Origin of the sequence: Brevundimonas sp. VNH65 (assembly GCF_049445955.1) — a bacterium.
Classification (GTDB): Bacteria; Pseudomonadota; Alphaproteobacteria; order Caulobacterales; family Caulobacteraceae; genus Brevundimonas.
Genome location: NZ_JBMSDX010000002.1, coordinates 134031 through 160782 on the forward strand (window position 1 = coordinate 134031; position 26752 = coordinate 160782).

Below are 26752 nucleotides of genomic sequence, written 5' to 3' on the forward strand. Positions count from 1 at the left end.
CCCGGGCCCGGCGTCGAAACCTATTCCACCGGTCCCGTTACCCCGTCGTAGGCGGCGAAGGTGGCGGCGGTGATGATCTCGCTCACCGAGGCGCCCAGGCTGACGATCTGGACCGGCTTCTCCAGCCCGACCAGCAACGGGCCGATCACCGTCGCGCCGCCCAGAGACTGGACCAGGCGCGTCGAGATTGAGGCCGAATGGATGGCCGGCATGACCAGGACATTGGCGTGGCCGGTCAGGCGCATGAACGGATAGGCGTCGCGCTGTTCCGGCTCCAGCGCCAGCTCGGGCGGCATCTCGCCCTCGTACTCGAAATCGGCCCCGCGCTGGTCAAGGATGCGGATGGCCTCGCGCACCTTTTCCGCCCGGTCGCCGGGAGGGTTGCCGAAGGTCGAATAGGACAGAAAGGCCACGCGCGGCTGACGGCCCAGCTTCTTGACGGTCTCGGCCGCCTGGATGGCGATCTCGGCCAGTTCCTCGGCGTTGGGCAGTTCGTGGATCGAGGTGTCGGCGACGAACAGGGTCCGCCCCTTGGACAGCAGGATCGACAGGCCGATCATCCGCTCCTTGACGTCCAGGACGCGGCGGATCTCTTTCAGCACCATGTTGAAGTTGCGGGTGGCGCCGGTCACCACCGCATCCGCATCGCCATGCGCGACCATGGCGGCGGCGAAATAGTTGCGGTCCTGGTTGATCATGCGCTGGACGTCGCGCTTCAGATAACCGCGCCGCTGCAGCTTGGCGTAAAGCCAATCCGTATACTGCGCATTCTTGTGCGAAACCCGGGCGTTGACGATCTCGATGCCCAGATCGTCGAAGTTCAGTCCGGCCTCGGCGGCGTTCTGACGGATCAGCTCCTCGCGGCCGATCAGGACCGGCGTGCCCAGTTCCGCCTGCTTGAAGCCCCAGGCGGCGCGGATCACCGAGGTTTCCTCCCCTTCGGCGAAGACGACACGCTTGTCCGGCGCAGCGCGCACGGCGGACGAGATCTTGTGCATCAGGGCGGCGGTCGGATCGACGCGACGCCGCAGGGAGGCCCGGTAGGCCTCCATGTCCTCGATCGGACGACGGGCCACGCCCGTCTCCATGGCCACCTGGGCGATGAAGGGCGGAATGTACCAGATCAGGCGCGGATCGAATGGCGTCGGGATGATGTAGTCCGGCCCGAACTTCAGCTTGCGGCCCGAATAGGCGGCGGCGACCTCGTCCGGCACGTCCTCGCGCGCCAGGGCGGCCAGGGCCTGGGCGCAGGCGACCTTCATCTCGTGATTGATCCGCCGGGCGCGCACGTCCAGCGCGCCCCGGAACAGATAGGGGAAGGCGAGCACGTTGTTGACCTGGTTCGGATAGTCCGACCGGCCCGTGGCGATGATGGCGTCCGACCGGACCGACAGCACGTCCTCGGGCGTGATCTCCGGATCCGGATTGGCCATGGCGAAGATGATGGGGTTGGGCGCCATGGTCGCCACCATCTCCTTGGTGATCGCACCCTTGGCCGCCAGGCCGATGACGACGTCGGCGCCGACCATGGCGTCCGCGAGCGTGCGATGAGACGTGTCGGTGGCGTGGGCCGCCTTCCACTGGTCCATCCCGGTGGGGCGGCCCTTGTAGACCACGCCGTCGCGGTCGACGATGACGGTGTTCTCGGCCCGGACGCCCGCCGCCTTCATCAGGGCGATGGACGACAGGCCGGCCGCCCCGGCGCCCGCAAGGACCACCTTCAGGTCTTCCAGCTTCTTGCCGACGATATGAGCGGCGTTGATCAGGCCGGCGGTGGAGATGATGGCGGTGCCGTGCTGGTCGTCGTGAAACACCGGGATGTCGAGCAGGTCCTGCAGCTCGCTCTCGATGACGAAGCATTCGGGGGACTTGATGTCCTCCAGATTGATGCCGCCCCAGGTGTCGCCGATGTTCTTCACCACGGTGACGAACTCATCGGGATCGGTGGTCTTCACCTCGATATCGAAGCTGTCGACGTCGGCGAACCGTTTGAAGAGGACGGACTTGCCCTCCATCACCGGCTTGGACGCCATGTGGCCGAGGTTGCCCAGGCCCAGAATGGCCGTGCCGTTGGAGATGACGGCGACCGTATTGCCCTTGGCGGTGTAGTCGTAGGCCAGGTCGGCATCCTGGGCGATGGCCAACACCGGCAGGGCTACGCCCGGCGAATAGGCCAGGGACAGGTCCCTCTGGGTCGCCATCGGCTTGGTCGGGGCCATGGAGATCTTGCCGGGCGTCGGCAGGCGGTGGAAATCCAACGCGTCCTGATCGGAAAAAGTCTGCTTGTCGGTCAGGTCGGGCATGGAGGGTCCGTCGGGCGCGGCGAAGGGGATCAACCTCCGTTCCTAGTGCGCCCCTTCCGTCGCGACAACCGGCCGCGCGGCGCCTGAGAGATGACACCGGTAGACAATTCTGGAGACAGTGGCGTCGGCCGGCCCAGAAGCCTAAACCGGAGACCATGAACACCCACCACAGTCACGACGTCATCATCGCCGGCGCGGGCCTGGCCGGGGCCAGTTTCGCCCTGGCGGCGGCGCACGGCGGGCTGAGCGTCGTGGTGATCGACCCCCAGCCGTTCAGCGCGCAGTTGGCGCCGACCTTCGACGGCCGCTCGACCGCCATCGCCTGGTCGACCTTCCGCATGCTGGAGACCTTGGGCCTGGGCGAGGCGCTGCGTCCGCACGCCTGTCGCATGGACCATATTCTGGTGACCGACGGCCGCCGGCCCGGCGCGGCGTCGAAGCCGCCGTCGTCCGCCTGGCTGCGGTTCGACGCCGACGAGATCGGCGACAGGAACGGCGGCGAGCCGCTCGGCTATATGGTCGAGAACCGCCGCATCCGTGTCGCCCTGGCCGAGGCGGTGGGTCGCTCCGACGTCGAGGTCCGGGCGCCGGCTCGCGTGCAGTCGGTTCAGGCCGGGCCGGGCGCGGCGACCGTGACCTTGGACGACGGTTCGATCCTGACCGCCCCTCTGGTCGTCGGGGCGGAGGGCCGGGGCTCGACCGTGCGCCGTGCGGCGGGCATCGGGACCACGGGCTGGACCTACGACCAGTCCGGCGTGGTCGCCACCGTCCGTCTGGGTCGCGACCATGGCAATGTCGCCCACGAATATTTCCTGCCCGGCGGGCCGTTCGCCATCCTGCCCCTGACCGACCGGCGCGCCAGCCTGGTCTGGACCGAACCGACGCGCCGCGCCGAGGCCCTTCGCTCCGCCTCCGATCCGGCGTTTCAGGCCCATCTGATGCGGCGTTTCGGCGAATTTCTGAACGGGGCGACGCCTGAGGGGCCGCGCTTCGTCTATCCCCTGTCGCTGGAGCTGGCCGAACAGCTTACGGCGCCTCGGGTCGCCCTGATCGGCGACGCCGCCCATGGCGTCCACCCGGTCGCCGGACAGGGGCTGAACATGGGGCTGAAGGACGCCGCCGCCCTGGCCGAGGTCCTGATCGAGGCGATGCGTCTGGGCGAGGACATCGGCTCGGAGCTGGTGCTGGACCGCTACGCCCGCTGGCGCCGGTTCGACAACACCGTCCTGGCCGCCGGTTTCGACGCCTTCGTGCGCCTGTTCTCCAACGACATCGCGCCAGTGCGCCTGGCGCGCGGCCTTGGCATGGCGGCGGTCAACCGCATCGGCCCCCTGCGCCGCGCCTTCATGCGCGAGGCCGGCGGCGCCACGGGCGACCTGCCGAAACTGCTCAAGGGTGAGCTGGTCTAGGTGCGGCCTCAGCCCAGTTGCCGGGCCTCTTCCGCCAGCATGATCGGCACGCCCTCGCGGATCGGGAAGGCCAGCTTCGCCCCCTTCGACACCAGTTCATTGGCGTCGCGGTCGTAAGTCAGCGGGCCACGCGTGACGGGGCAGACCAGCACCTCCAGCAGGCGAGGATCGACGGTGTTCGGGGTGTGGAAGGCATCGCTCATGGACGAGTGATGTAGGGCGGCCCGCAGCGATTGGCGAGGGGGCGGACAGGAGTGAAGAGTGAGTGGTGAGCAGTGATGGGGCGGGGTCGTTCTGGCATGTGGTCGCCTTCCCCCCGCCAAGCTCGCTACTCACCACTCACTCTTCACTACTCACCAACTCACTGCATCGGCCCCGGCGCGTCTCCGTCGCCCGGTTCGGCCGCGTCGATCCGCATCATGGCGGTCAGGATTCCGGCCCGCGCCGTCAGGTCCGTCGCCTCGATCAGGGCCTGTTTCTCGGCCGGATCGAAAGGCAGGGCCATGGACAGGCTGTTGACCAGGGCCTCGCGCGGCGCGGCCTCCGCCATTTCCCAGTCGATCTCCAGCTGACGTCGCCCCAGATAGGCGCGCAGGGCCGCCATAAAGTCCGGGCGATCGAAATCCTCTTCGGCTGGGGGCGTCAGGTCGGCCTCGAAATCGGCGAAGGCGGCCCGCACCTGACGATAGGGCGTCGGCGCGCCCAGCTCATTGGTCACGCGGAACCGCGACACCCCCGTCAAGGTGATCAGATAGCGCCCGTCAGACGTCTCGGCGAAACTGGTGATCCGGCCGGCGCAGCCGACCGCTGCCAGCGCCGGCTGGTGCGGCGGTCCGCCCGCGCACTGGATCATGCCGATGATCCGGTCTCCGGCCATGGCGTCGTCGACCATGTTCAGATAGCGCGGCTCGAAGATGTTCAGCGGCAGCTGGCCGCGGGGCAGCAGGATCGCCCCGTCCAGCGGAAAGACGGGAATGACCTGCGGCAGGTCGGACGCCTTTACATAGCCCTGGGCCATGCCGCCGGCCTTAGGCGAAAAGGATGGATGACAGGCGGCGCCGGCCGTCGCGGGCGATGTCCGACGCGCCGCCGGCGGCCTCGAACACGGTCAGGAGCTGTTTGCGCGCCGCCTGTTCGTTCCATTCACGGTCGGCGGCGACGATGTGCAGCAGGTTGTCGACGGCCGACTTGAGATCGCCGGACGAGGCCTGGGCCTGTGCCAGGTCGAACCGGGCCTGATGGTCGTTCGGATCGGCCCGAACGGCCGCCTCCAGCGCCGCCTGCTCGCCGGTCGGGGCCGCCGACGCCAGACTGAGGCGCGCGCGCACCGCCTGGACGGCGGGCTCCTTGCTGTCGGCCGGGGCCATGGCCAGGGTCTGGCGCGCCTGGTCCTCGTCGCCCTGGGCCAGATAGACCTGGGCCAGGCCGGCGATCGCCTTCTGGCTGTCGGGCTCGATGGCCAGAATCTCGGCGAAGGCCTGGGCCGCGCCGCCGAGATCCCCCAGCGACAGGGATTCCTCGCCCAGCGACAGCAGTTGTTCGACGTCAGCGTTGACGCCTTCTCCGCCGGTCAGCCGGTCGATGAAGGCCTTGATCTGGCTTTCAGGCACCGCGCCCCGGAAACCGTCCACCGGCTGGCCGTTGACGAAGGCGTAGACGGTGGGGATGGACTGCACCCGGAGTTGCCCTGCATAGGCCGGGTTCTTGTCGACATCGATCTTGACCAGCTTCACCGCGCCGCGCGCACCGCGCACCGCCTTCTCCAGTGCCGGAGTCAGGGTACGGCACGGCCCGCACCAGGTCGCCCAGAAGTCGACGATGACCGGACGGCTTTTCGACGCCTCGATGACGTCGGTCATGAAGCCGGCGTCGGAGCCCTCGACGATCACGTGTTCGTGATCTGCAACATTCGGGTTCGACTTCGGGTCGGCGAAGGTCATGGAAAGATCCTGAAACGCTTGGATTCATGGGGAACGCTTGACGCCTGACATGGTCCCGATGGCGAGGAATCTCAAGGATTTCGCCTCGCTTGCGGCGCCACTCCCTCACCAGGCGAAAAATATCGACGGTTTTCCTCTTGCCGGGTGCAAGCCAAACCGTTCTCATTCATGCTTGAGTAAGGTTTGGGTGACTGGGGAGACCATCAACGTGAAAGCAACTCTGTTACTGGCGCTGGGCGCCACTCTTGCAGCCGCCGGCTCCGCCGTCGCTGCCGAAAACGGCGCCGGTTCTCCGGCGACCATGATCAGCGGACCGGCTCAGGCCACCGCGGTTTCGCTGGAAACCTCGCGCTGGGCTGGCCCCGGTCGTGGTCCCGGCGGTCGGGATTGCGAATGCACGATCACCGACGTGATCAACGTGCCGTTCTACACGGTGCGTCCGCCGGCTCCGCCGGTCCGTGTCCGCGCTCCGGGCATGCGCATCTCTTCGGCTCCGGTGTTCGCGCCGTCGCCTGCCATCTACATCCAAGGCCCGCCGATCTATGTCGACGCCCCGCCGGTCCAGGTCGCGCCCGCTCAGGTCTATCTGGAAGCGCCCGACGTCCACGTTCGTCCGTCCGACGTGACCGTGGCCCCGCCGGAAATCCACTTCACCCCGGCCGGCCCGTCGCACCCCGACGAGCACTGCTGCGAGGTTGTGTCGCCTCCGGCCCACACCCTGAACCTGCCGCCGCCCTCGGGTTCGCCGATGGCCGCCACGGTTCCGTCGTCGACCACGGTCGTGGCTCCGGCCGCCGCCTATCCGTCCTCGACGACGGCCTATCCGGCCCCGACCTACACCGCTCCGGTCTCGACCGGTTCGGGCTACCGTCAGGAGCCCGGCGAGCGCGGCTGATCCAGCCGACCGTCAGGTCATACAGACTATCGGAAGGCGGCCGGAGCGATCCGGCCGCCTTTTTCCGTTTCGGCCTGCGCCAGCAGCCAGTTTCGCCGTGACGGGAGGTCGCACCCCCGATAAGACCGGCGAACGTGACCGACACCCTCGACGCCGCCAAACCCGTCCCGCCGCGCCCGCCCGAAGGCGACCCTGAAAGTCCGTGGGGCATCCGCGATTTCCGCCTGCTGTGGTTCGGCCGCGTGGCCGCCGTCCTGGCCATCCAGATCCAGTCGTCGGCACTGTTGTGGCAGGTCTATGAGATCGCCCGACGCGATCATCCGATCGAACAGGCCAGCCTGTACCTGGGCCTGGTCGGCCTGTGCCAATTCCTGCCGCTGCTGGCCTTCACCCTGCCCGCCGGGGCCATGGCGGACCGGCACGACCGCAAGCGCACGGTGTGGATTTCGATTCTGGTCGAGGCCGGATGCGCGGTCGCCTATCTGCTGATGGCCCTGCACGGCGCCCCGCCGCTGTGGGGGCTCCTGACCACGGCGGCCGTTTTCGGCGCCGCCCGCGCCTTCCTCGCCCCGGCCAGTCAGGCCTTTCTGCCGATGGTGGTCGGGCGTCGCGCCCTGCCTCCGGCCATCGCCGCCCAGGCCATCGCCTTCCAGACGGGGGCCATCGCCGGCCCGGCCCTGGGCGGATTGATCGTCGCTCGCGCCGTGCCCCTGGCCTATGCCGTCGCCCTGTCCCTGTTCCTGGCGGCCATCGCGGCCTTCCTGCTGATCCGCACCTCGGGCAGGCCGATTCTGGTCGAGGCGCCGCCGCCCGCCGTCCAGGCCGTCAAGGAGGGGCTGGCCTATGTGTGGAAGACCAAGATCGTCCTCGGCGCCATCTCACTGGACCTGGTCGTGGTCATGCTGGCGGGCGTGGCCCTGCTGACGCCCATCTTCGCGCGCGACATCCTGCATGTCGGCGCCGTCGGCTTCGGCCTGTTGCGGGCGTCGTTCGGGGTCGGCGCCCTCGTCATGGCGGTCTATCTCAGCCGCTATCCGATCATCCGCAACGGGGGGCGATGGATGTTCGCGGCGGTGGCGGTGTTCGGACTGGCCACGCTTGTCTTCGGAATCTCCCGCGCCGCCTGGTTGTCAGCCCTGGTGCTGTTCATCGGCGGCGCCGCTGACATGATCAGCGTCAACATCCGCCAGACCCTGGTCCAACTCGCCACGCCCGATCACATGCGCGGCCGGGTGTCCTCGGTCTCGATGCTGTTCATCGGCGCCTCGAACGAACTGGGCGAGGCCTATTGCGGCCTGATGGTTCGCATGCTCGGCGCCGTGGGCGCGGCCGTCTTCGGCGGGGCCGGCGCCCTGGCCGCCACCGGCGCCTGGGCCTGGATGTTCCCCGGCCTCAGGAAGGCGGACAAGCTGAGCTGAAGAAGTGAGTGGTGAAGAGTGAGTCGTGAGTAGAAGCAGTCGGGTGAATTTCATCGTCAGCAACTCATGGTGGGGTCTACTGCCCCCACCATCACTACTCACTACCCGCCCAGACCGCTCACCACGGCCTGAAATGCTTCGACAGCTTCAGGCCCTGGCTCTGATAGTGGCTGCCGCTCTCGCCATAGAGGCGTGAGGGGCGTTCGGTCAGGGGTTCGTAGACCAGCCGGGCGACGATCTGGCCGTGCTCCAGCAAGAAAGGCGTGTCGTGGGTGCGGACCTCCAGCACCCCCTTCGACCCCGCCCCGTGCGCCTCGTCCGTGCCGAAGCCGGGGTCGAAGAAGCCGGCGTAGTGAACGCGGAACTCGCCGACCGAGGGGTCGATCGGGGTCATCTCGGCGGCCTGATCCACGGGGATCTCGACATCATCCGACGAGGCCAGGATGTAGAACTCGCCCGGATCCAGCAGCAGTTCGCCGCGCCGCAGGGCCAGGGGTTCCCAGAAATCGCGCGGGTCGTGGCCGTCGATATGGTCCAGATCGACGACGCCGGCATGGCGGCGGCCTCGGAAGCCGACGATCTCGCCGCCCATCAGGTCCACGCCGACGCTGCGGGTCTCCAGACGCGGCGGCTCCCCGGCCTTGAGCCGCAACTGGTTCAGTCGCGTGCCGGGGCGGACCAGAATGGAGAAGGTCTGGGGCGCCACCTCCATGTACAGCGGCCCCTCATAGCCCTCGGCCACATCGTCGAACACCGCCCCGCGATCGGTCAGCAGGCGCACGAACACGTCCACACGGCCGGTCGAGGACTTCGGATTGGCGCGCGCGATCAGACCCTTCGGCAGGGACAGCCGCTCCTGAAGCCGCACGATGTAGACGCAGCCCTTTTCCATCACATAGCCGCCCGACAGGTCGATGGCGTGCATGGCCACGTCCTTGATCCGGTCCTCGACCAGACGCTGGCCCGGCAGGAAGGAGGCGCGCACCCGCCAGGCCTGGTCCGACAGGCGGAGGTCCAGACTGGCCGGCTGCACCTGGTCGGCGTCGAACGGCGTGTCGGAGGTCACCGCGCCGGCGGCGATCAGGGCCTCAATGGACTGGGCGGGCAGGATGCCGGGGCGCGGGGCGTCGAAGAGGCTCATGCGGTCTGTCTCTGAATTCGCCCAGGCCGCGCCACGACAGGGTTGCGGCCCGCGCGCGGCGGGGCGAGCATATAGCCCATGCACGACGGTCCTGCCTATAGCGCCGAAAGCCACGGCATCCTGGTAAAGGTCCGGCCCAGCTATCTGGCCGGGCAATCCGATCCCGAGGCCGGTCGATGGGTCTGGGCCTATCAGGTCGAGATCGTGAACCTGTCAGGCGTGACGGTTCAGTTGAAGCGCCGCCGATGGATCATCACCGACGCCCTGGGCCGGGTGGAGACGGTCGAGGGGCCGGGAGTCGTCGGCGAACAACCGGTCATCGCGCCGGGCGAAAGCTACGCCTACGCCTCGGGCTGTCCCTTGCCCACCGACAGCGGCGCCATGGTCGGCGTCTATCTGATGACCGACGCCGAAGGTCGCGACTTTGAGGCCGAAATTCCGGCCTTCTCCCTCGACACGCCCGGTGTGCGGCGAACGGTGAACTAGGCCTACTCGGCATTCGGCAAAATTCACCGTTCACCCCGGCTAAGGCCGGGGTCCAGACGGAGAACACGTTCTGATGACGAGAACTCCCGGTGCGAAGTCCCGGCCGTCACGGCCTTTGATCTGGACCCCGGCCTTCGCCGGGGTGCTCGGTGGAAACGATCCGCGTCCGATCAGCCAAATGCCCATCGAACCTAACCGGCCAAGGCACGGCGCAAGGCGCTGAACTTGGCCTCGGTCTCCTGCAGTTCGGCGTCGGGATCGCTGTCGGCGACGATGCCCGCTCCGGCCTGGGCGCGCCAGGCCCATCCCTCGTCGTCGCGTGTGAAGGCGGCCGTCCGGATCAGCACTGAGGCGCTGAGGCGGCCGTCCGGGTCCAGCAGGAACAGGGAGCCGCACCATGGCCCGCGCGGGGGCTCCAGATCTGCGATCACCTTCATCGCCTGATGTTTCGGGGCCCCGGTGATCGACCCCGGGGGGAAGGCCGCCGTCAGCACATCCGCTGCGCCCAGACCCGCTTTCAGACGCCCGACCACGGTCGAGACCAGATGATGCACCGTCGGCAGCCGCTCCAGTTCAAACAACCGCTCCACCGTCACCGAACCGGGCCGCGCGACCCGCGCCAGATCGTTGCGCATCAGGTCCACGATCATCAGGTTTTCGGCCCGATCCTTGGCGCTGGCCAGCAGGGCCTCGGCCTCGGCGGCGTCCTCGGCCGGATCGGCGCGGCGGGGGCGCGTGCCCTTGATTGGCCGGGTCTCGATCCGACCGCCGGGATCCAGCGTCAGGAACAATTCGGGCGAGTTGGAAACCAGCGCCCGTTCGCCCAGTCGCCAGAAGGCGGCGAAGGGAGCTCCGCCGCCCTCGGCCAGCCGCAGAAAGACGTCGAACGGATCGGCGCCGGCCTTCAGCCGGCCCGTCCAGCCGCGCGCGATATTGGCCTGGAACAGTTCGCCGGCGGCGATCCGCTCGGTCACCTCGGCCACCGCGCGACGATAGGCGTCCGGCGGGGTCTCGACCTGGGGCGAATGCGAAGGCGGGGCGGGGACAACGGGGGAAGCGGTCTGGTCTAGCCAGGCCTCGGCGCGCGACAGGGCCGTCTCGGCCTCCGCCCGGGATCGGCCCCGCCCCACGGCCTCGACCGAGGCCGACGCCGGATCGAACACCAGAAGGGCCGGGTATCGGGCCAGGATCAGATCGGGCCAGACCGACGGCCGCTCGCCCGTGGCCGCTCGCGCGCCCGCGTCATAGGCCGCCAGACCGACCACCCCGCGCGCCAGCGCCGGCTGGTCCAGATCGGCGAAAAGCGATCCGTCGATCCGATCTGCGGCATGCGTCCAGTCCGGCTCGGCGGCGATGAAGGACCGCTGTTCCCCGGCGTGCGCCCCATCAGACAGCAGGCAGAGGGCGCCGTCCCGATGGGCCAGACCCGCCGCGACGGCCAGCGGCGCGCGCCAGTCCCGCCTGCGTCGCAGTTCGATCGGCAGGATGTCCGGCGTCACGCCGACAGTCGCTCTACGATCCGGTCGCGCCGCGCCGGGTCGACCCCCAGGGCCGTCTCCAGATAGGCGTCCAACGACCCTGACCGGGCCTCGATCGCGCGGATCGCCGCCTCCAGAAACGCCGGTTCGACGCCCATGAACGCCACGACGGCGTCATCGGACGGACGACGCCCGGTCACCCGCTCGAGTTGCGCCGCCATCTCGGGCGCGCGGCCGACCAGATCGACGGCCGTATTGGTCAGCAGATAGTCCTCGATCAGATCGTCCCGTCCGACGCCCAGCAGGTGGTGGGTAAGGGCGGCCAGAAGGCCTGTCCGGTCCTTGCCCGCCGCGCAGTGGATCAGCACCGGGCCGTCGCTGTCGGCCAGGGCCTGAAAATAGGCCGCGAATATCTCCAGGTGCGACGGCGCATAGGCCATTTCGCCATAGAGGCCGGTCATGAACCGGCGGCCCGAATCCGGCGTCAGGTCGCCGGACTTCAGAAACGTGATGTGCGGCGCCTCGCCGACGGCGTCGAGATCGGAGACCAGAACCTGACCCGCAAACCCTGCCGGTCGCCTGGACGGCTGTCTGGCGCGCTCAATGGGACGGCGCAGATCGACCACCGTCGCCAGACCCAGGTCGCCGATCCGCGTCAGGTCGGCGTCGCTGGCGCGGGCGTGATGCCCCGAGCGGAACAGGGCGCCGGACCGGATCCGACGCCCTGCGGCGGTGTGGTAGTCGCCGAAATCCCGAAAGTTCTCGACGGCGTCGTAGGCGTGCAGGCGCGAGGTCATGCGCCGAGCTATAGGGCGCCGCCCGCTCAGGCGGAACCGCCCCCCGTGACCAACCCCTGCATGGCGTCCAGATAGGCGATGAAGGCGTCGCGGCCCTGGTCCGTCATCGTGGCTCGCGTAAGGGGCTTGCGACCCTGAAAGCTTTTCTCGATGGCCACGAAGCCGGCGTCCTCCAGCTTTCGCAAGTGAACGGACAGATTGCCGTCGGTGGTCTGAAGCCTGTGCTTGAGCTCGTTGAAGTCGGCCGTCCCCGCACCGGACAGATAGGCCATGATCCCCAGGCGGATGCGGCCGTGGATGACCTCGTCGATCCGGCCGATGTCGAAATCGTCGGCCATGATCAGACGATCTCCGAGGGTTCCTGACGGGTCAGGACGATGCCGGGAACCAGGGCGACGGCGACCAGCAGGACGGCGAACACCAGATAGCCGATCGTCATGTGGGACACCGCGCCCAGGACCACCGCTCCGGCGTAGGCGAAAAAGGCCACGCCCTTCATCCAGCCCGTGCGGCCCATGGCGCCGGCGATCAGCCAGGCCGAGCCGTAGGCGGCGAAGACAAGGCTGGGCATGATCCGCATCGCCGTCCAGTCGCCGGTGGTGAAGCCCATGGCCATCAGGCCGAGCCAGACCGTGAAGATCAGCAGGCCCACGCCGAACCAGGCTTCGCCGATCGCCTCGTTGCGAACGTGGCCATAGCCCGGCTTCGACTTCATCCGGTTGATCAGCACGGCCAGGGCGACGGCGAAGATCACGCCCGCGCCGACCCATATCCAAAGCTGCGCCCAGGGCGTGACGTCCAGAACCCCGGACTGAATAGCCCACTGGCCCACGCTGGCCGCGCCGAAGATCACGGCGGCGGCGATCAGGATCGGGCCGTTCAGCGGCGGGGCCGTGCGGCCCTCCTCGGCAAGGGCGCGGATATAGGCGATGTCGGCGGCGTCGGGCTTGCCGGTCATGGGTCAGTTCTCCTGTCTGTGATCCGACTCATAGCAAGTTACTTTGGTTTGTAAAGTCATTTATCAGTGCGTCGCGCGACCTGACGTCTACGACGGTCCCATGCGCCTGAATTTTCACCGCATCGCCTACGAGGCGCTCGAGGTCTGCAACGCCGTCGGCATGGAGCGCATCGCGGCGGCGATCGATCTGGCGGGCGTTCCGACCGGCGGCCGCGCCCTGGACATCGGGTGCGGCAATGCGGCGGTGACGGTCATGCTGGCCGAGCGGTTCGGCCTGCGCGTCACGGCGGTCGAGGCCGACCCGGCCATGGCCGAACTTGCCGGCGAACGCATCGCCGCCTCGCCGTCCCGCGGCGCGATCGTTCTGCATCAGGGACGGTCCGACGCCGCCCTGGCGACGGGCGCGCCCTTCGACCTGATCGTGGCGCTGGGGACCACCGAACCGGTCGGCGGCGGCGTCCGCGATCCTGAGGGCATGCTGCGGGGACTGCACGCCGGCCTGGCGCCTGGGGGGCGGCTGCTGTGGGGTGACCTGGTGTGGACAGCAGAACCGGCCGAGCCGCTGCGGCGCATCGTGGAGTTGAACAACCTCTACACGGACGACGACGGCTGGCGTCGTGCGGCGAACGCGGCCGGGTTCGACGTCCTGTCCGGCGAAGTCTCGTCCCAGGCCGAATGGGACGCCTACGCCGCCCGGATGACCGGCGCGGTCCAGGCCTGGATCGCGGCCCATCCCCACCATCCGGACGCCCCCGCTCTCGCCGCACGCGCGGGCCAGGTGCGGATGATGTTCGACTTCGGCCATGGCGTCATGAGCTTCGGCCTCTATCTGCTGGCCCCCAGAGGCTGACGCCGCCGGTTCTCGCCTTGCCCTCGCCCTGCGCCTTGCCCTCTTCCCGCGACTGGGGCATGTGCCGTGCCCATGTCCGAGACTGAAATTCCCGCCTATTCCGGCCCGCGCCGCATCCTTTCCGGCATCCAGGCCTCCGGCGCCCTGCATCTGGGCAACTACCTGGGCGCGCTGAAGCGGTTCACCGCCCTTCAGGACACCGCCCCGACCTTCGTCTTCGTCGCCGACATGCACGCCATCACCGTCTGGCAGGACCCGGCTCTGCTGACCGCCCAGACGCGCGAGATCGCCGCCGCCTATCTGGCCTCGGGCCTCGATCCGAAGAAGACGGTCATCTTCCCGCAGTCGGCGGTTCGCGCCCATGCCGACCTGGCCTGGATCTTCAACTGCGTCGCCCGCCTCGGCTGGCTGGACCGGATGACCCAGTTCAAGGAGAAGTCGGGCAAGCACAAGGAACGCTCTTCGGTCGGCCTCTATACCTATCCGGTGCTCCAGGCGGCGGACATCCTGCTGTACAAGGCCACCGACGTGCCGGTCGGCGAGGACCAGAAGCAGCATCTGGAGCTGACCCGCGACATCGCCGCCAAGTTCAACAACGACTTCTCCGCCCCCGGCTACTTCCCCCTGCCCGATCCGGTGATCCAGGGGCCGGCGACCCGAGTCATGAGCCTGAGGGACGGGGCGGCCAAGATGTCCAAGTCCGATCCGTCGGACCAGTCGCGCATCAATCTGACCGATGACGCCGACACGATCGCGGCGAAGATCCGCAAGTCCAAGACCGACATGGGCGTAATGCCAGAGCCGGGCGAGAGCCTCGACGACCGGCCGGAGGTCCGCAACCTGATCGCCATCTACGCCGCCCTGTCGGACACGACGCGCGAAGAAGTCACGACCCGGTTCGCCGGTCAAGGCTTCGGCGCCTTCAAGCCGGCCCTGGCCGATCTGGCGGTCGAGGCCCTGGCCCCGGTCACCGCCGAGATGCGCCGCCTGATGGACGATCCGACCGAAATCGACCGGGTGCTGAAGGACGGGGCTGAACGCGCCGCCGCCGTCGCCGATCCGGTCGTGGCAGAGGTCAAGAAGATCGTCGGCTTCTGGCAGACCTGAAACGGGAGGCGCACATGAGCGCACACGGCGCGACCATCGAGTGGAGCCGGGGCGATCAGCCCTTTCTCGACAAGCGCTACAGCCGGCTGCACCGCTGGAGCTTCGACGGGGGCCAGATCGTGCCGGGTTCGTCGGCGCCGGCCGGGGTGCCGGTCCCGATGTCGGATCCCTCCGCCGTCGACCCTGAAGAGGCGATGATCGCCAGCCTGTCGAGCTGCCACATGCTGTGGTTCCTCGCCTTCGCGGCCGGCGCCGGACTGGTGGTCGACCGCTATGTCGATGCGGCCTCGGGCGAGATGGGCCGGAACGACGCCGGCAGCAGCTGGCTGGCGAAGGTGACGCTGAACCCCGTCACCACCTTCTCGGGTCGTCGCCCGGACCAGGCCGAACTCGATCACCTGCACCATCAGGCGCACGAGCACTGCGACATGGCCAATTCGGTGCGGACCGAGATTGTCGTGAAGGCGACGTTCGGCGACTGACGTCGGCGACGGCGATCAGACGGCCGTCGTCTCCTCCTCGATCAGGGAGCGGAACAGGGCGTGGGCGGCGGTCATGCCGTCGGACGTCGCCAGGGTGATGTTGGAGGCGGCCCGGGCCACGTCCCCGGCGGCGAAGACGCCCGGCTGGCTGGTCTGCTGCATGCCGTCAACCTTGATGACCCGGCCCATGGGTGTGTCGTTCATCTCGCAGCCGAGGCTTTCGGCGAACCCGTTGGCGACGCGGACATGGGCGCCGACGAAAATAGCTTTCAGCGGAATGAACCGCCCGTCCGCCAGCCGCGCCCCGGTCAGGGTCGGCGCCTCGCCCTCCAGCCGATCGATGGATGTGGGCTCGATCGTCACGCCGCGCCGGTAGAGGAGATGCGCCTCCTGCTGCGACAGGGGGAAGTCGGGATCGACGAAAAGGGTCACATCGCCCCATTCGGCGACGATCGCCGCGTACTGCACGGCATGTTCGCCGCGCCCCAGGACGCCGATCGGCCCGCCGCCGATCTCGTAGCCGTGGCACCACGGGCAGTGCAGCGCCGTGCGCCCCCAGCGTTCCCTGACACCCGGAATGTCCGGCGGCGTATCCTCGACCCCGTGGGCCAGGATCAGGCGCCGTCCTTGCGTCCGCGTTCCATCGGCGAAGGCGATGGAGAAGCCGTGCTCGATGCGCTCGACGTCGACCGCCTCGGCCTGTCGAAAGGCTACGGTCGGATAGGCGGCGACCTGGGCCCGGGCGGCGGCGGCGATCTCCGAGCCCGGGCGGCCGTCGTTGGCCAGGACGCCGTGGGCGCGGGCGGCGAAGCGGTTCCTCGGCCGGCCGTCGTCGATGATCAGCACCCGCCGACGCGCCCGCGCCAGCTGCAGGGCGGCCGACAGTCCGGCGTAGGAGCCGCCGATGATGACGGCGTCATGAGGCATGGGGGTGTCGCTTGTGGGCATGGATCGAATTCCAGTCGGGATGGGCGGCCATCCGGCGCGAGAAGTCCGCCGCCAGATCGGCCAGGGTGATGGCGTCGAGCCGCGCCAGCAGCAAGGCGCGCGCCTGGGCGTAGGTGTCGGACAGGGCGTCATTGACCGCCGCCTCGACCAGACAGCCTTCGGCCTCGACGGGCGAGGCGTCGGGGATCAGGCCCGTTCCGCCCAACGCGGCGTGAACCTGGCCCAAGGTCACCTGATCCAGCGGTCGGGCCAGCCGCCAGCCGCCGCCATGACCCTTTTCCGAGGAGACCAGTCCCTGCTCTCGCAGCCCCGCCATGGTGCGCCGGACGACGACCGGATTGGTGGAAAGGCAGACCGCCAGTTGGTCCGAGGTCATCGGCCGGCCGGTGCGCGTCTCCTGCTCCGCCATGTGCAGCAGGGCGTGGAGGATGTTTGAGAGACGGCTGTCGCGCTTCATGTAACTTCAATTGTTACTTGAAAGGTCGAGTGTCAAGCCCCGCGCGGATCAGAAGGCCAGAAACGATCAGATGTTTGGAGCCGCGTCGGTCAGGAAGGCCTGGAAACGTCGCAGCGATTCCTCGGTCAGCGCAGGATCATGGCGCATGGGACCGTTGTTGGTCGGCTCATCGAAGGCATGGGTGCCTTCGGCGACCCAGCTTTCCACCTCCGCCCCGCAGTTGCGGATCATGGCGTTGACGACCTCGGCGTTTCTGACCGTGGTCAGGTGGTCGCGGCGGGCCGTCAGAGCCAGAACCTTCGGGCAGTGTCGCCAGGGCTTCATCCGGTTGAAGGCGAAGGGGCCGATATAGGGATAGGCCAGCCAGGCGGCCTTCACGCCCGACAGGTCGACCGAGGCGGGGTCGGCCACGCCAAAGGCGCCGGGCCGCGGATCGCCGCTCATCATCTCCATCATGGCCCAGCCGCCGTGGCTCCAGCCGGCGAGGGCCAGGGTCGAGCCATCGACGTCAGGCCGCGCCGAAACGCCGTGGATCGCCGCCAAAAGGTCCCCGGCCCGCTCATATCCGCGCAGGGCCAGGCCGGTGCACACGGTCGCCAGGGTAAAGGCGCGCGCCCAGCCGCGCGGCGCATAGGAATCGACGATAAAGGCCCGCCATCCCGCCGCCGTCGCCGCCTGGGCGTAGCGGGGCAGATGATCCCGCATGCCGCCACAGCCGTGGAACAGCAGCACCGCCGGCCTCGGCCGGTCGTCCTCTGGTCCCACGACCACCACATGGGGCGCCAGCCAGGCCCAGCGTTCGGCGACGGATTTCATCCGGGACGCCTTAGCCGAAAAACCACGCCGCCGACAGGCTCCGCACCGCCAGCCGACGAGCGCGATCGGCGCGCGCCCGGACACCGCGCACAGTTCATCGACGGCCGCGCTGGCCTTTTGTCCTCATCCCCTGTATGAGGCGCCGCCTCCCCTCATTGCGCCCTCTTCGGAGCGGCACGGCGCGTCGCCGTGACCGAGCACAGTCCGCCCGAGCCTGAAATGAACCTTCGCAACGTCGCCATCATCGCCCACGTCGACCATGGCAAGACCACCCTGGTGGACCAGCTTCTCGCCCAGTCCGGCGTGTTCCGAGCCAATGAGGCGACGACCGAACGCGCCATGGACTCCAACGATCAGGAGCGTGAGCGCGGCATCACCATCCTGGCCAAGGCCACCAGCGTGCTGTGGAACGGCAAGGCCGGCGAAACCCGCATCAACATCATCGACACCCCCGGCCACGCCGACTTCGGCGGCGAGGTCGAGCGGATCCTGGGCATGGTGGACGGTTGCGTCATCCTGGTGGACGCCGAAGAGGGCGTCATGCCCCAGACCAAGTTCGTCCTGACCAAGGCCCTGAAAATGGGCCTGCGTCCGATCCTCTGCATCAACAAGGTCGATCGCGCCCACGCCGATCCCGACCGCGTGCATCTGGAGACGATGGAGCTGTTCGAGGCTATCGGCGCCACGCCGGAGCAGCTCGACTTCCCCCACATCTACGCCTCGGGCCGCAACGGCTGGGCGACCCTGGATCTGGCCCAGCCCAACGACAACCTGGCCCCGCTGTTCGACCTGATCGTCGACCACGTGCCGCCCCCGGCCGTGGCCGAGAACAAGGACAAGCCGTTCCGCATCCTGAACGTGCTGATCGAGAGCGACCCGTTCCTCGGTCGCCTGCTGACCGGCCGTATCGAAAGCGGCAAGGCGGTTCCCGGCATGCCGATCAAGGCCCTGTCGCGCGACGGCAAGGTGATCGAACAGGGCCGGATCACCAAGGTCCTGGCTTTCCGGGGCCTGAAGCGCCAGCCGGTCGACGAGGGCGCCGAGGCCGGCGACATTGTCGCCATCGCCGGCATGTCCAAGGCCACCGTGGCCGACACCCTGTGTGCGCTGGAGGTCACCGAGGCGCTGGACGCCCAGCCGATCGACCCGCCGACCATCTCCATGACCGTGGCCGTCAACGACAGCCCTCTGGCCGGTCGCGAAGGCGACAAGGTCCAGTCGCGCATCATCCGCGACCGCCTGCTGAAGGAAGCGGAAGCGAACGTCGCCATCCGCGTCACCGAGACGCCGGGCGCCGACGCCTATGACGTCGCCGGGCGCGGCGAACTGCAGCTCGGCGTGCTGATCGAGAACATGCGTCGCGAAGGCTTCGAGGTCTCCATCAGCCGTCCGCGCGTGGTCTATCAGACCGGCGAGAACGGCGAACGGATGGAGCCGATCGAGGACGTCATGATCGACGTCGACGACGAATACACCGGCGTGGTTATCGAGAAGCTGTCGGCCCGCAAGGCGGAAATGACCGACATGGGTCCGTCGGGCGCCGGCAAGACCCGCATCCAGCTGAAATGCCCGTCTCGCGCCCTGATCGGCTATCAGGGCGAGTTCCTCACCGACACGCGCGGCTCGGGCGTCCTGAACCGCGTCTTCTCCCACTATGAGCCGCACAAGGGCGCGATCGAGGGGCGCCTCAAGGGCGTTCTGGTCTCCAACTCCGACGGCGAGACGGCCGCCTACGCCCTGTGGAACCTGGAGGACCGCGGCGTGATGTTCGTCGGCGCCGGCGAGAAAACCTACCAGGGCATGATCATCGGCGAGAACAGCCGCTCTGACGACCTGGACGTCAACCCGATCAAGGGCAAGCAGCTGACCAACGTCCGGGCCTCAGGCAAGGACGAGGCCGTGCGTCTCACGCCGCCCCGGATCATGAACCTGGAACAGGCCATCGCCTATATCGAGGAAGATGAACTGGTCGAGGTGACCCCCAAGTCGATCCGCCTGCGCAAGGAGGTGCTCAACCCCTCCTTCCGCAAGAAGCGTGTTCGCGCCGACTGATCCGCGACGATTTCGAAAGGCCCGGACACCATCCGGGCCTTTTTCGTCGACGGCGGCTTCAGAAAAGATCGGGCCGCAGCGCCCTCAGCCGCAGGGCCAGGATCTGGGTCTTCATGTCGTTCATCCGGCCGCCGTCAACGGCGTCCGCCAGGTCCGCCAGGGAGAGTTGGACGACCTCGATCTCTTCGTGCTCCTCGGCCAGGCCGCCGCCGGCCGTGATCCGGTCCGCCGCAGAACAGGGCGCTAGGAACAGGGCGATCGTCTCCGTCGACACGCCCGGACAGCTGTAGGCCACGCCCAGATCGATCAGGTCGCCCAACCGAGCCCCGACCTCCTCCAGCGCCTCGCGCCGGGCGGCGTCTTGCGCCGTTTCATCAGCATCGATCAGGCCCGCCGGCGCTTCCAGCAACCGGGGCTCCGCCGCCCCGCCGACAAGAGGCCCCATGCGCAACTGCCGCACCAGAAGAACGGTCCGCCGTTCGGGATCAAAGGGCAGCACCGCCACGGCGTGACCATGATCCTCGACCTCGCGCACGATCCGCGCCCCGGCGTCGGTCTCGACCTCGACCCGACGCAGACTCATCCAGCCACGGTGGATATCCGTCGATCCGACCACGCGCGCCATGCCGCTCCCTCCGTCTTCCAACGCATCCCCGACGTGCGCCCCCGGATACGGGAGCGCCGACGGGCTGCATCGATATCAGGAAACGCCTGGTGGAGCCGAGGGGGAGGCTCCACCAAGTGTCCAAATCCTTGTGGGATATCAGGGCCTGATATCGGATCGGACGGCGACTTGGATGCTATGCGTAACAGGTGTGCGTAACAACCCGAGATCGGAGCATTGGCTGACGGATGAGCGATGGCTCGGCTGGAGCCCCAATTTCCCCAAGAGGCACGGCAAGCCGCGCGTGGATGATCGTCGGGTGTTGAGTAGGATCGTTTTCGTGAATGGCAACGGCTTGCGCTGGCGGGATGCGCCGGTGGCCTATAGGCCACACAAGAAGCTCGATACTCACTGGAAGCGATGGAGCGGCGCGGGCGTCTTCGTCAATATGATTGATGGGCCGTCGGGCGCTGAACCATGGTGTCGAACAAACCCATGATTTAACATCGAGGAGTGATCACTTTCTCGGCCTAGGCCACGATGGAGCAGCATTTTCAGTGGCGATCTCTAGGCGCAAACGGGAATTCAAGGCGCAACTGAGCCCTTCGCTGCTGCACGCCATAAACTTGTCGCGCCCCTATCTGATCTGGGCCGGGGCATTCAGCGCCTTGGTGAACGTGCTCTATCTCGCGCCGACCCTCTACATGATGCAGGTGTATGATCGGGTGGTCCCGACCGGGGGGCTGACGACCCTGGCGTTGCTTTCAGCCACGACCCTCTTCGCCCTTGCCACGCTCGCGGCTCTGGACTGGTTGCGCGTTCGTATTCTGCAGCGGCTTGGGCTCAGGCTGGACCGCGCCCTGTCGGCTGAAATCCTCGGCAGGGTCATCCAACTACGCTCCGCATCGTCCAGCGCTCAGGTCATGCGGGAGTTTGACGGCGTTCGGGGGGCGCTCAGCGGTTCCGGCGCACTCGCCGTTATGGATGCGCCCTGGACGCCGCTTTATGTGGCATGCACGTTTCTGCTCCATCCTGCGATCGGCTTTCTGACGCTGACAGGGGGCGCGCTTTTGTTCGGCCTTGCCTGGATCAATGAGCGAGACAGCAGGTCTCGGCTGCTTCAGGGCGCCACGCTTGGAAATGCCGCGTACGCCAGTCAGCAGGAGATCGGCTCTCAAGCGGAGGTCGCCCGCGCGCTGGGGATGCGTCGTGCGACTGTAGCGAGACAGGTTGCTCAGCGTCGCGAAGCCATCGATCAGCAGGTGCGCGCCCAACTCGCGGGGGGACGTTTCTCAAGCCTGATCAAGTTCAGCAGGTTGGGGCTTCAATCGGCTGCTCTGGGTCTCGCGGCCTATCTCGTTGTCAAAGGACAGGTGTCAGCGGGAGCCATCATCGCGTCTTCCGTGCTGCTGAGCCGAGCGGTCGCGCCGATAGAACAACTGGTTGCCGCCTGGCCTTCAATCACTCAGGCGAGGACCAGTTGGCGCGCTCTGGTGGATCTGTTCGCCCATACTGAAGACGCGCAACGCACTCGGACCCGGCTCCCCGATCCTGAGGGGCGGGTGGCGGTCGAGAACATTTCCGTCCGCCTGACGGGCGAACAAGCCCCGCAACTCGCGGGAGTGCGGTTCAGGTTGGAGCCGGGCCAGGTCCTCGGCATCGTGGGGGCGTCCGGCTCCGGCAAAACGACACTTGCGCGCCTGCTGGTCGGGGCACTGGTTCCTGACGCCGGTTCGCTGAGATTGGATGGAGCGGAATATGAAGCCTGGGAAGCCGATGATCTTGCCAGGCACATCGGCTATCTGCCGCAAAGTCCCAGCCTTTTCGAAGGGTCGATCCGCGAGAATATCTCCAGATTTCAGGCGTTCGATGGCGTCGTGATCGAGGCGTTGGACGAGCAGGTCATTTCCGCCGCCAAAGCGGCGGGCGCCCACGATCTGATCCTGAGGCTGCCTGAAGGCTATGATACCCGGCTTGGTCCTCAGGGTGCGGGCATTTCTGTGGGCCAGGGTCAGCGCATCGCCCTGGCCAGGGCGCTCTATGGGAATCCGATCTTGCTGGTTCTCGACGAACCGAACGCCAATCTGGATATGGAGGGCGAGGCCGCCTTGATGGCCGCCGTCGCGCAAGCTGCGGCGCGGGGCGCGGCGGTGGTCATCATAGCGCACAGGGCGGGGGTTCTCGCTCGCGTGGATCGATTGCTCATGCTCCGTGACGGTTCGATGCAAATGGAGGGACCGCGCGAAGACGTGCTGACCAAGCTTCGTGCGTCGCGAAGTGGTCCGCCTCTCAGTGACGGCGGGGCGCGGACGCAGGCGGTCTCGTGATACACGCTTCGGAAAAGCGGTCGCCGGGAGACCTGGCTGACATTGGCAGGTTCGAGACAGATTCTCCCCGACGCGAGCAGTTGCTCGGCGTGGCCATCGCTGTTGTCTTCTTCATAGTGTTTCTGGGCTGGGCGGCGTTCGCGCCTTTGGACGCCGGCGCCTATGCGACAGGACAGGTGGTCGTATCCGGAAATCGCCAGGCGGTGCAGCATCGCGAGGGGGGCGTGGTGCGGGCCTTGAGTGTGGCCGAAGGAGACCGGGTGGTACGCGGCCAGTTGCTCCTGGACCTGAACGTGGGTGACCTGGAAGCGGCAGAGCGAGGGCTGTCGGCTCAGGTGATTGCGCTCCTGGCGCAACGGGCGCGCCTGATCGCCGAGCGGGACGGAACGACGATAACGCCCCCGCGCGAATTTGCAGACTTGCAAGATCGGGATCGGGCGCTCGCCGACGAAGCGATGGTGATCCAGCACCGTCAGTTCAGCGCTCGCGGAGTGGGTCGGAGCACAGAGGCCGGAGTGCTCGAACAAAGGGTAAGCCAGCTTCGCGACCAGATGGACGGCTATGATCGACAGATCGATGCGAACATCGAGCAACAAAGGTTGCTGGTGGAGGAGCTTCAGGGCCTGCGTGATCTCGCGGCGAAGGGCTTTGCGCCTCAGAACCGTGTCCGAGCTCTTGAGCGGACAGCCGCCGCATTGAAGGGGGAGGAGGGAGCACTGCGCGCCCAGGTTGCCCGGGCCCAAGAACAGATCGGTGAAACACGCCTGCAGAGAACGGGCGTATCGACGCGCATGCAGGAGGACGTCACCGAGCAGCTCCGGCAGGTTGAAGTCCAGCTCAATGAGCTGCGGCCACGACTGATCGACCTGCAACGCCAGATCGAGCGAGCGAGAATTCGCAGCCCGGCGTCGGGTCAGGTTGTGGGCCTGGCTGTATTCACTCCTGGGGGGGTCATACAGCCGGGCCAGACCCTGATGGAGGTGGTGCCGGACAACGCCGCCCAGGTCGTTTCCGTTCATGTTGACCCCGCGGACATCGACAATCTGCGGATCGGGCAGAGGACGGAAGTGAAGTTCCCGGGGCTTCGAGAGTTCAACCCGCCGGTGGTTCAGGGTCGGGTGTCGCGGATTTCGGCGGATAGCTTCAAAGACGATCAGACCGGTCGCACACATTTCAGCGTCGAGGTCGTGGTGCCGCCAGAACAGATGGCCGGGCTGGGGGCGTCCGGTGCGACACTTCGCCCGGGCGTGCCGGTTGAGGTGGTCATCCTGACAAGGAAGCGGACAGCTCTGACCTATCTGATAGAGCCGCTGACGCGTTCACTTTGGCGCAGCGGGGCTGAGCAATAGGGGGAGGACGTCGATGCCGGGGGGACGATCGGCGTCGCATGTCTGCAGCATCATCGCCGAACGTCGATTTGTCGGATTGCGCTGACTCGTCATTCCGATAAAGTTGGCGAAACAACAGTTTATTTCCAGGGGAGCAAACATGGCCACCATCACCGGCACGTCGGGTAACGACACGATTGTGGGGACGAACGGCGCGGACACGATCTACGCGGGTGGTGGCCGGGACACTGTGACCGGAGGCGGCGGCGATGACGTCATCCATGGCGAAGACGGCGACGACACCTTGGATGGAGAGGCCGGCTCGGACACGCTGTATGGCGGAGCCGGTGACGATTGGCTGTCTGCAACGGACGAGGGCGGGGACGACGCTCTTTACGGAGGTGATGGAGACGATCGGCTCACATTGAGCCGAGCCAGTGGCGGTCACGTGATCCTGGATGGTGGTGCGGGTAACGACACCATCACCGTCCAACAGTATGGATCGACGGGCAGCGTCACGGTGTCGGGCGGAACTGGTGATGATCTGATCCGGCTCTGGTCGAGCGGAGCGACCATTTCGACCGGCGAAGGGCGAGACACGCTGGAATTCGCCGCCAGCGGAACCTCCACTGTAACGGATTTCACAGCCGGTTCAGGCGGAGATGTCCTGAGCCTTGCGGGGGTGCTTTCGTCTTCGTTCGGCTGGAACGGCTCTGCGAACCCCTTTTCCACGGGTCATCTGCGTCTGGTGCAGAGCGGAAGCGACACGCTGGTTCAGGCCAGCAACGGCTCAGGCGGGGCATTCACCACCCTGGCCGTCCTCCAGAACGTCACCGCCTCCACCCTCACCATCGATAACCTCGGGTTCGTTCCTTCCGCGGCCCCACCCTCGGCTCGCGTCAACGCCCCCGCTACGATCCGGGAAGGCGAATCCGGGGAACTGTCCGTCACCTTCCTCAACGTGTCCCAACTGACGACGACGATCACCGTCACCCTTTCCGGAACATCGAAGGCGACCGGGGCGGACGTCAGCTTCCCGATCGGCGTGCGACAGGTCAGCGTGTCCCAGGTTCCGGCGCGGGACTACACCGTCGATCTGGCGTCGATCCTCGCGCTGGACGATCTGGAGATCGAGGGACTTGAGAACCTGGTGGTCCAGGTTCGGGCGACCGGACAGGTGTTGGGCTCGGGCTCTGACACCATCCTGGTGAATATCGGCATCGTGGACAACGACACCAGAGGTACGAACGCCTCCGATCGGCTGGAGGGAGATGAGGGCCGCAACGCACTTGACGGCGGCGACGGCAATGACACGCTCTACGGCAACGGCGGCGCGGATTGGCTCCTCGGAGGCGCCGGCGATGATTTCCTGATTGGCGGCACCGGCGATGACAGGATCGACGGAGGCGCAGGCCATGACACGGCGGTGTTCTCCGGTGCCTGGGCCTCAGCGCGTATCGCTTATGACGCAGACCGAGTGATCGTTGAGGAGGGCGATGGGCGAGACAGTCTGTCCGGCGTGGAAGTCCTGCAATTCAGTGACGCTGTAGTCGATGTCATCGACGGCAGGGTCGCGGCTCAGGCACGCATGCGGCTGGAGGGAACCGAAAAAGCCGACACGCTGGTGGGCGGAGGGTCGAATGATCAGCTGTACGGCAATGCAGGGAACGACCGCCTGAGGGGCGGGGCGGGTGATGACTTGCTTGACGGCGGAGCGGGTGTCGATGCGGCGGAATACACGCACGTGCGGCGCGCCCATGAGATCGGCAAGCGGACCGGGGACGCTCAGTCGGTTGCGGGCCGTGAGGGCGCCGACCAGCTCGTCGGCGTCGAGAACCTGCGCTTCGCCGACGGCGTCCTGAGCTATGATCAGGAAGGCCTGGAAGCTCAGACCGTCAGACTTCTGGACACCTTGGGCCTCACGGCCAATCAGCGGGTATTCAACGAGTGGCTGAACCAGTTGGAGCGAGGCAAGTCGCTCGACGAACTGGCCGACGTCCTGCTTCAGACCACCGCCGGGGGCGCCGCGATCAACAGCCTGGCGTCGAACGCCGACTTCATTGCCCAGATCGCCCGCGTGGCCCTGAATCGCGAGTTCCCGCAGGACCTTTCCGCCTATCTCGGCGGCCTGATCGACAGCGGTCAGATCTCGCGCGCAGACGCCGTGGTGATGTTCTCGGAGGGGCTGGAGCACCGATTGATCGTCGCCCCGACCATTGACGCGGGCGTGTGGAACGAAAGCGAGAACGCACACATCGTCGCTCGTCTGTTCAATGCGGCCTTCAGCCGACTGCCGGACTCGGGAACCTTGTCCTATGTCACGAGCATCCTGGACAACGGGGGCAGCATGAAGAGCGTCCTCGACCTCTTCATGGGCTCTCTCGAATTCACGTCGCGGTATGGCGGCCTGTCGAATGCGGACTACGTCGCCAAGCTGTCGATGATAGCGCTAGGGCGCCCGATGGACAAAGGCACGGTTGGGTATCTGGCTAGTCAAATCGACAACGGAGGCATGACTCGTGCCGATATGCTGTTCGCCTTCTCGGAGTCGCTCGAACACCGTGTCAGAACGGCGTCCTGGTGGGAACAGGGTATTCGAACGACCGATACCGGCGGTCTAACGACCGCAACCGACGATGACTTCGTCCTGGTGGAGGCCGACTACGCGTCGCATCGATATTCCGAGGTTCAGGAGCCGGTTCTGCCGGCGTCAGCCGACCTGCACGGCGACCGGACTGGAGGCGGAGCCGCCGCTCCGTTCGATCTGGACCAACTGTTCGCACGCCACGGCCTGGAGCCAGACCTGGACCGGGCCCCGATGGACCACGTCTCGCCGCATCTGCTGCAGCTTCGCGTGGCCTCGGACGAATACCTGATGTGAACAGGAAAAATAATCTACGGACGTCGTAGACCCGAGCAATGTTATGTGAAAACATCCATTTCTATCGGATTGCGG

24 protein-coding genes and 1 pseudogene are annotated in these 26752 nt (G+C 67.1%); 12 read left to right on the top strand and 13 right to left on the bottom strand.

Features of this window, described 5'->3' with window-relative positions; translation table 11 throughout:
- Positions 1-20 precede the first annotated feature (20 nt).
- Positions 21-2303 carry an NADP-dependent malic enzyme gene (locus tag ACO2Q1_RS04540; RefSeq protein ID WP_423328755.1) on the bottom strand — a complete coding sequence of 761 codons (2283 nt, stop codon included), beginning with the start codon at positions 2301-2303 and terminating at the stop codon, positions 21-23.
- Positions 2304-2458: 155 nt separating this feature from the next.
- On the opposite strand from ACO2Q1_RS04540, the gene ACO2Q1_RS04545 reads away from it, so the two are divergent.
- Positions 2459-3712 (top strand): UbiH/UbiF/VisC/COQ6 family ubiquinone biosynthesis hydroxylase, encoded by a 1254-nt coding sequence (locus tag ACO2Q1_RS04545; protein WP_423328357.1) that lies wholly within the window; start codon positions 2459-2461, stop codon positions 3710-3712.
- An 8-nt stretch (positions 3713-3720) separates the two neighbouring features.
- On the opposite strand, the gene ACO2Q1_RS04550 is transcribed toward ACO2Q1_RS04545, so the two are convergent.
- The 3 genes from ACO2Q1_RS04550 to trxA form a co-directional block, all read right to left on the bottom strand.
- Positions 3721-3915 (bottom strand): Trm112 family protein, encoded by a 195-nt coding sequence (locus tag ACO2Q1_RS04550; RefSeq protein WP_423328358.1) that lies wholly within the window; start codon positions 3913-3915, stop codon positions 3721-3723.
- Between the two features lie 158 nt (positions 3916-4073).
- The gene (locus ACO2Q1_RS04555) at positions 4074-4730 is read right to left on the bottom strand and encodes an LON peptidase substrate-binding domain-containing protein (protein ID WP_423328359.1); all 657 of its coding nucleotides are present in this window, start codon (positions 4728-4730) and stop codon (positions 4074-4076) included.
- 10 nt (positions 4731-4740) lie between these two features.
- The gene (trxA, locus tag ACO2Q1_RS04560) at positions 4741-5652 is read right to left on the bottom strand and encodes a thioredoxin (RefSeq protein WP_423328360.1); all 912 of its coding nucleotides are present in this window, start codon (positions 5650-5652) and stop codon (positions 4741-4743) included.
- A gap of 208 nt (positions 5653-5860) precedes the next feature.
- On the opposite strand from trxA, the gene ACO2Q1_RS04565 reads away from it, so the two are divergent.
- Both ACO2Q1_RS04565 and ACO2Q1_RS04570 read left to right on the top strand, forming a co-directional pair.
- On the top strand, positions 5861-6547 hold the full coding sequence (locus ACO2Q1_RS04565; protein WP_423328361.1) for a hypothetical protein: 687 nt from the start codon (positions 5861-5863) through the stop codon (positions 6545-6547).
- Positions 6548-6681: 134 nt separating this feature from the next.
- Positions 6682-7965, top strand: a complete 1284-nt coding sequence (locus tag ACO2Q1_RS04570) for an MFS transporter (protein ID WP_423328362.1) — start codon at positions 6682-6684, stop codon at positions 7963-7965.
- A 118-nt stretch (positions 7966-8083) separates the two neighbouring features.
- Here the strand turns inward: ACO2Q1_RS04570 and ACO2Q1_RS04575 are convergent, their stop codons facing one another.
- A complete protein-coding gene (locus ACO2Q1_RS04575) occupies positions 8084-9106 on the bottom strand; it encodes a 2'-deoxycytidine 5'-triphosphate deaminase (RefSeq protein WP_423328363.1) in 1023 nt (340 codons plus the stop codon).
- Between the two features lie 78 nt (positions 9107-9184).
- On the opposite strand from ACO2Q1_RS04575, the gene apaG reads away from it, so the two are divergent.
- On the top strand, positions 9185-9592 hold the full coding sequence (gene apaG / locus ACO2Q1_RS04580; RefSeq protein ID WP_423328364.1) for a Co2+/Mg2+ efflux protein ApaG: 408 nt from the start codon (positions 9185-9187) through the stop codon (positions 9590-9592).
- Positions 9593-9783: 191 nt separating this feature from the next.
- Here apaG and ACO2Q1_RS04585 read toward each other — a convergent pair whose 3' ends face one another.
- From ACO2Q1_RS04585 to ACO2Q1_RS04600, 4 genes are read right to left on the bottom strand one after another with little or no spacing between them, the layout of a single operon-like run.
- Entirely contained in the window at positions 9784-11091 is a 1308-nt protein-coding gene (locus ACO2Q1_RS04585; protein WP_423328365.1) for an anthranilate synthase component I family protein, read from the bottom strand.
- Positions 11088-11867: a tyrosine-protein phosphatase gene (locus ACO2Q1_RS04590; protein WP_423328366.1), complete on the bottom strand. Its 780-nt coding sequence runs from the start codon at positions 11865-11867 to the stop codon at positions 11088-11090. Before ACO2Q1_RS04590 ends, ACO2Q1_RS04585 begins: the two co-directional genes overlap by 4 nt.
- Positions 11868-11893: 26 nt before the next feature.
- Positions 11894-12205, bottom strand: a complete 312-nt coding sequence (locus ACO2Q1_RS04595) for a winged helix-turn-helix domain-containing protein (RefSeq protein WP_423328367.1) — start codon at positions 12203-12205, stop codon at positions 11894-11896.
- Positions 12206-12207: 2 nt separating this feature from the next.
- Positions 12208-12825 carry a hypothetical protein gene (locus ACO2Q1_RS04600; protein WP_423328368.1) on the bottom strand — a complete coding sequence of 206 codons (618 nt, stop codon included), beginning with the start codon at positions 12823-12825 and terminating at the stop codon, positions 12208-12210.
- A 100-nt stretch (positions 12826-12925) separates the two neighbouring features.
- Between ACO2Q1_RS04600 and ACO2Q1_RS04605 the strand changes: the two genes are divergently transcribed.
- The 3 genes from ACO2Q1_RS04605 to ACO2Q1_RS04615 all read left to right on the top strand — a co-directional run bounded on the left by ACO2Q1_RS04605 (position 12926) and on the right by ACO2Q1_RS04615 (position 15264).
- Positions 12926-13675, top strand: a complete 750-nt coding sequence (locus ACO2Q1_RS04605; protein ID WP_423328369.1) for an SAM-dependent methyltransferase — start codon at positions 12926-12928, stop codon at positions 13673-13675.
- A gap of 72 nt (positions 13676-13747) precedes the next feature.
- Positions 13748-14782: a tryptophan--tRNA ligase gene (gene trpS / locus ACO2Q1_RS04610; protein ID WP_423328370.1), complete on the top strand. Its 1035-nt coding sequence runs from the start codon at positions 13748-13750 to the stop codon at positions 14780-14782.
- Between the two features lie 14 nt (positions 14783-14796).
- Positions 14797-15264, top strand: coding sequence for an OsmC family protein (locus ACO2Q1_RS04615; RefSeq protein ID WP_423328371.1), 468 nt, complete (start codon positions 14797-14799; stop codon positions 15262-15264).
- A 15-nt stretch (positions 15265-15279) separates the two neighbouring features.
- Here ACO2Q1_RS04615 and ACO2Q1_RS04620 read toward each other — a convergent pair whose 3' ends face one another.
- From ACO2Q1_RS04620 to ACO2Q1_RS04630, 3 genes are all read right to left on the bottom strand, one after another.
- Positions 15280-16191 (bottom strand): NAD(P)/FAD-dependent oxidoreductase, encoded by a 912-nt coding sequence (locus tag ACO2Q1_RS04620; protein ID WP_423328372.1) that lies wholly within the window; start codon positions 16189-16191, stop codon positions 15280-15282.
- Positions 16181-16669 (bottom strand): Rrf2 family transcriptional regulator, encoded by a 489-nt coding sequence (locus tag ACO2Q1_RS04625; RefSeq protein ID WP_423328373.1) that lies wholly within the window; start codon positions 16667-16669, stop codon positions 16181-16183. Before ACO2Q1_RS04625 ends, ACO2Q1_RS04620 begins: the two co-directional genes overlap by 11 nt.
- A 66-nt stretch (positions 16670-16735) precedes the next feature.
- Positions 16736-17485: a dienelactone hydrolase family protein gene (locus ACO2Q1_RS04630; RefSeq protein ID WP_423328374.1), complete on the bottom strand. Its 750-nt coding sequence runs from the start codon at positions 17483-17485 to the stop codon at positions 16736-16738.
- Positions 17486-17704: 219 nt separating this feature from the next.
- Here ACO2Q1_RS04630 and typA point away from each other — a divergent pair, with 219 nt between their 5' ends.
- Positions 17705-19537 carry a translational GTPase TypA gene (gene typA, locus ACO2Q1_RS04635; protein ID WP_423328375.1) on the top strand — a complete coding sequence of 611 codons (1833 nt, stop codon included), beginning with the start codon at positions 17705-17707 and terminating at the stop codon, positions 19535-19537.
- 58 nt (positions 19538-19595) lie between these two features.
- On the opposite strand, the gene ACO2Q1_RS04640 is transcribed toward typA, so the two are convergent.
- Positions 19596-20162 carry an NUDIX domain-containing protein gene (locus ACO2Q1_RS04640; protein ID WP_423328376.1) on the bottom strand — a complete coding sequence of 189 codons (567 nt, stop codon included), beginning with the start codon at positions 20160-20162 and terminating at the stop codon, positions 19596-19598.
- Positions 20163-20334: 172 nt separating this feature from the next.
- Here ACO2Q1_RS04640 and ACO2Q1_RS04645 point away from each other — a divergent pair.
- The 4 genes and pseudogenes from ACO2Q1_RS04645 to ACO2Q1_RS04660 form a co-directional block, all read left to right on the top strand.
- Positions 20335-20601 (top strand): annotated as a pseudogene (locus tag ACO2Q1_RS04645) (transposase); the annotation flags it as partial.
- Positions 20597-22468, top strand: a complete 1872-nt coding sequence (locus tag ACO2Q1_RS04650) for a type I secretion system permease/ATPase (RefSeq protein WP_423328377.1) — start codon at positions 20597-20599, stop codon at positions 22466-22468. The pseudogene ACO2Q1_RS04645 and the gene ACO2Q1_RS04650, both read left to right, overlap by 5 nt.
- Positions 22465-23817, top strand: a complete 1353-nt coding sequence (locus tag ACO2Q1_RS04655; RefSeq protein ID WP_423328378.1) for an HlyD family type I secretion periplasmic adaptor subunit — start codon at positions 22465-22467, stop codon at positions 23815-23817. Before ACO2Q1_RS04650 ends, ACO2Q1_RS04655 begins: the two co-directional genes overlap by 4 nt.
- A 139-nt stretch (positions 23818-23956) precedes the next feature.
- Positions 23957-26677, top strand: coding sequence for a DUF4214 domain-containing protein (locus ACO2Q1_RS04660; protein ID WP_423328379.1), 2721 nt, complete (start codon positions 23957-23959; stop codon positions 26675-26677).
- The last annotated feature ends 75 nt before the right edge of the window (positions 26678-26752 follow it).

What these genes read in the sequence shown, in the direction of transcription:
- ACO2Q1_RS04540 (WP_423328755.1), bottom strand. Translation starts at nt 2,303, where the DNA reads ATGCCCGACCTGACCGACAAGCAGACTTTTTCCGATCAGGACGCGTTG.
- ACO2Q1_RS04545 (WP_423328357.1), top strand. Translation starts at nt 2,459, where the DNA reads ATGAACACCCACCACAGTCACGACGTCATCATCGCCGGCGCGGGCCTG.
- ACO2Q1_RS04550 (WP_423328358.1), bottom strand. Translation starts at nt 3,915, where the DNA reads ATGAGCGATGCCTTCCACACCCCGAACACCGTCGATCCTCGCCTGCTG.
- ACO2Q1_RS04555 (WP_423328359.1), bottom strand. Translation starts at nt 4,730, where the DNA reads ATGGCCCAGGGCTATGTAAAGGCGTCCGACCTGCCGCAGGTCATTCCC.
- trxA (WP_423328360.1), bottom strand. Translation starts at nt 5,652, where the DNA reads ATGACCTTCGCCGACCCGAAGTCGAACCCGAATGTTGCAGATCACGAA.
- ACO2Q1_RS04575 (WP_423328363.1), bottom strand. Translation starts at nt 9,106, where the DNA reads ATGAGCCTCTTCGACGCCCCGCGCCCCGGCATCCTGCCCGCCCAGTCC.
- apaG (WP_423328364.1), top strand. Translation starts at nt 9,185, where the DNA reads ATGCACGACGGTCCTGCCTATAGCGCCGAAAGCCACGGCATCCTGGTA.
- ACO2Q1_RS04590 (WP_423328366.1), bottom strand. Translation starts at nt 11,867, where the DNA reads ATGACCTCGCGCCTGCACGCCTACGACGCCGTCGAGAACTTTCGGGAT.
- ACO2Q1_RS04595 (WP_423328367.1), bottom strand. Translation starts at nt 12,205, where the DNA reads ATGGCCGACGATTTCGACATCGGCCGGATCGACGAGGTCATCCACGGC.
- ACO2Q1_RS04600 (WP_423328368.1), bottom strand. Translation starts at nt 12,825, where the DNA reads ATGACCGGCAAGCCCGACGCCGCCGACATCGCCTATATCCGCGCCCTT.
- ACO2Q1_RS04605 (WP_423328369.1), top strand. Translation starts at nt 12,926, where the DNA reads ATGCGCCTGAATTTTCACCGCATCGCCTACGAGGCGCTCGAGGTCTGC.
- trpS (WP_423328370.1), top strand. Translation starts at nt 13,748, where the DNA reads ATGTCCGAGACTGAAATTCCCGCCTATTCCGGCCCGCGCCGCATCCTT.
- ACO2Q1_RS04615 (WP_423328371.1), top strand. Translation starts at nt 14,797, where the DNA reads ATGAGCGCACACGGCGCGACCATCGAGTGGAGCCGGGGCGATCAGCCC.
- ACO2Q1_RS04620 (WP_423328372.1), bottom strand. Translation starts at nt 16,191, where the DNA reads ATGCCTCATGACGCCGTCATCATCGGCGGCTCCTACGCCGGACTGTCG.
- ACO2Q1_RS04625 (WP_423328373.1), bottom strand. Translation starts at nt 16,669, where the DNA reads ATGAAGCGCGACAGCCGTCTCTCAAACATCCTCCACGCCCTGCTGCAC.
- ACO2Q1_RS04630 (WP_423328374.1), bottom strand. Translation starts at nt 17,485, where the DNA reads ATGAAATCCGTCGCCGAACGCTGGGCCTGGCTGGCGCCCCATGTGGTG.
- typA (WP_423328375.1), top strand. Translation starts at nt 17,705, where the DNA reads ATGAACCTTCGCAACGTCGCCATCATCGCCCACGTCGACCATGGCAAG.
- ACO2Q1_RS04640 (WP_423328376.1), bottom strand. Translation starts at nt 20,162, where the DNA reads ATGGCGCGCGTGGTCGGATCGACGGATATCCACCGTGGCTGGATGAGT.
- ACO2Q1_RS04650 (WP_423328377.1), top strand. Translation starts at nt 20,597, where the DNA reads ATGGGCCGTCGGGCGCTGAACCATGGTGTCGAACAAACCCATGATTTA.
- ACO2Q1_RS04660 (WP_423328379.1), top strand. Translation starts at nt 23,957, where the DNA reads ATGGCCACCATCACCGGCACGTCGGGTAACGACACGATTGTGGGGACG.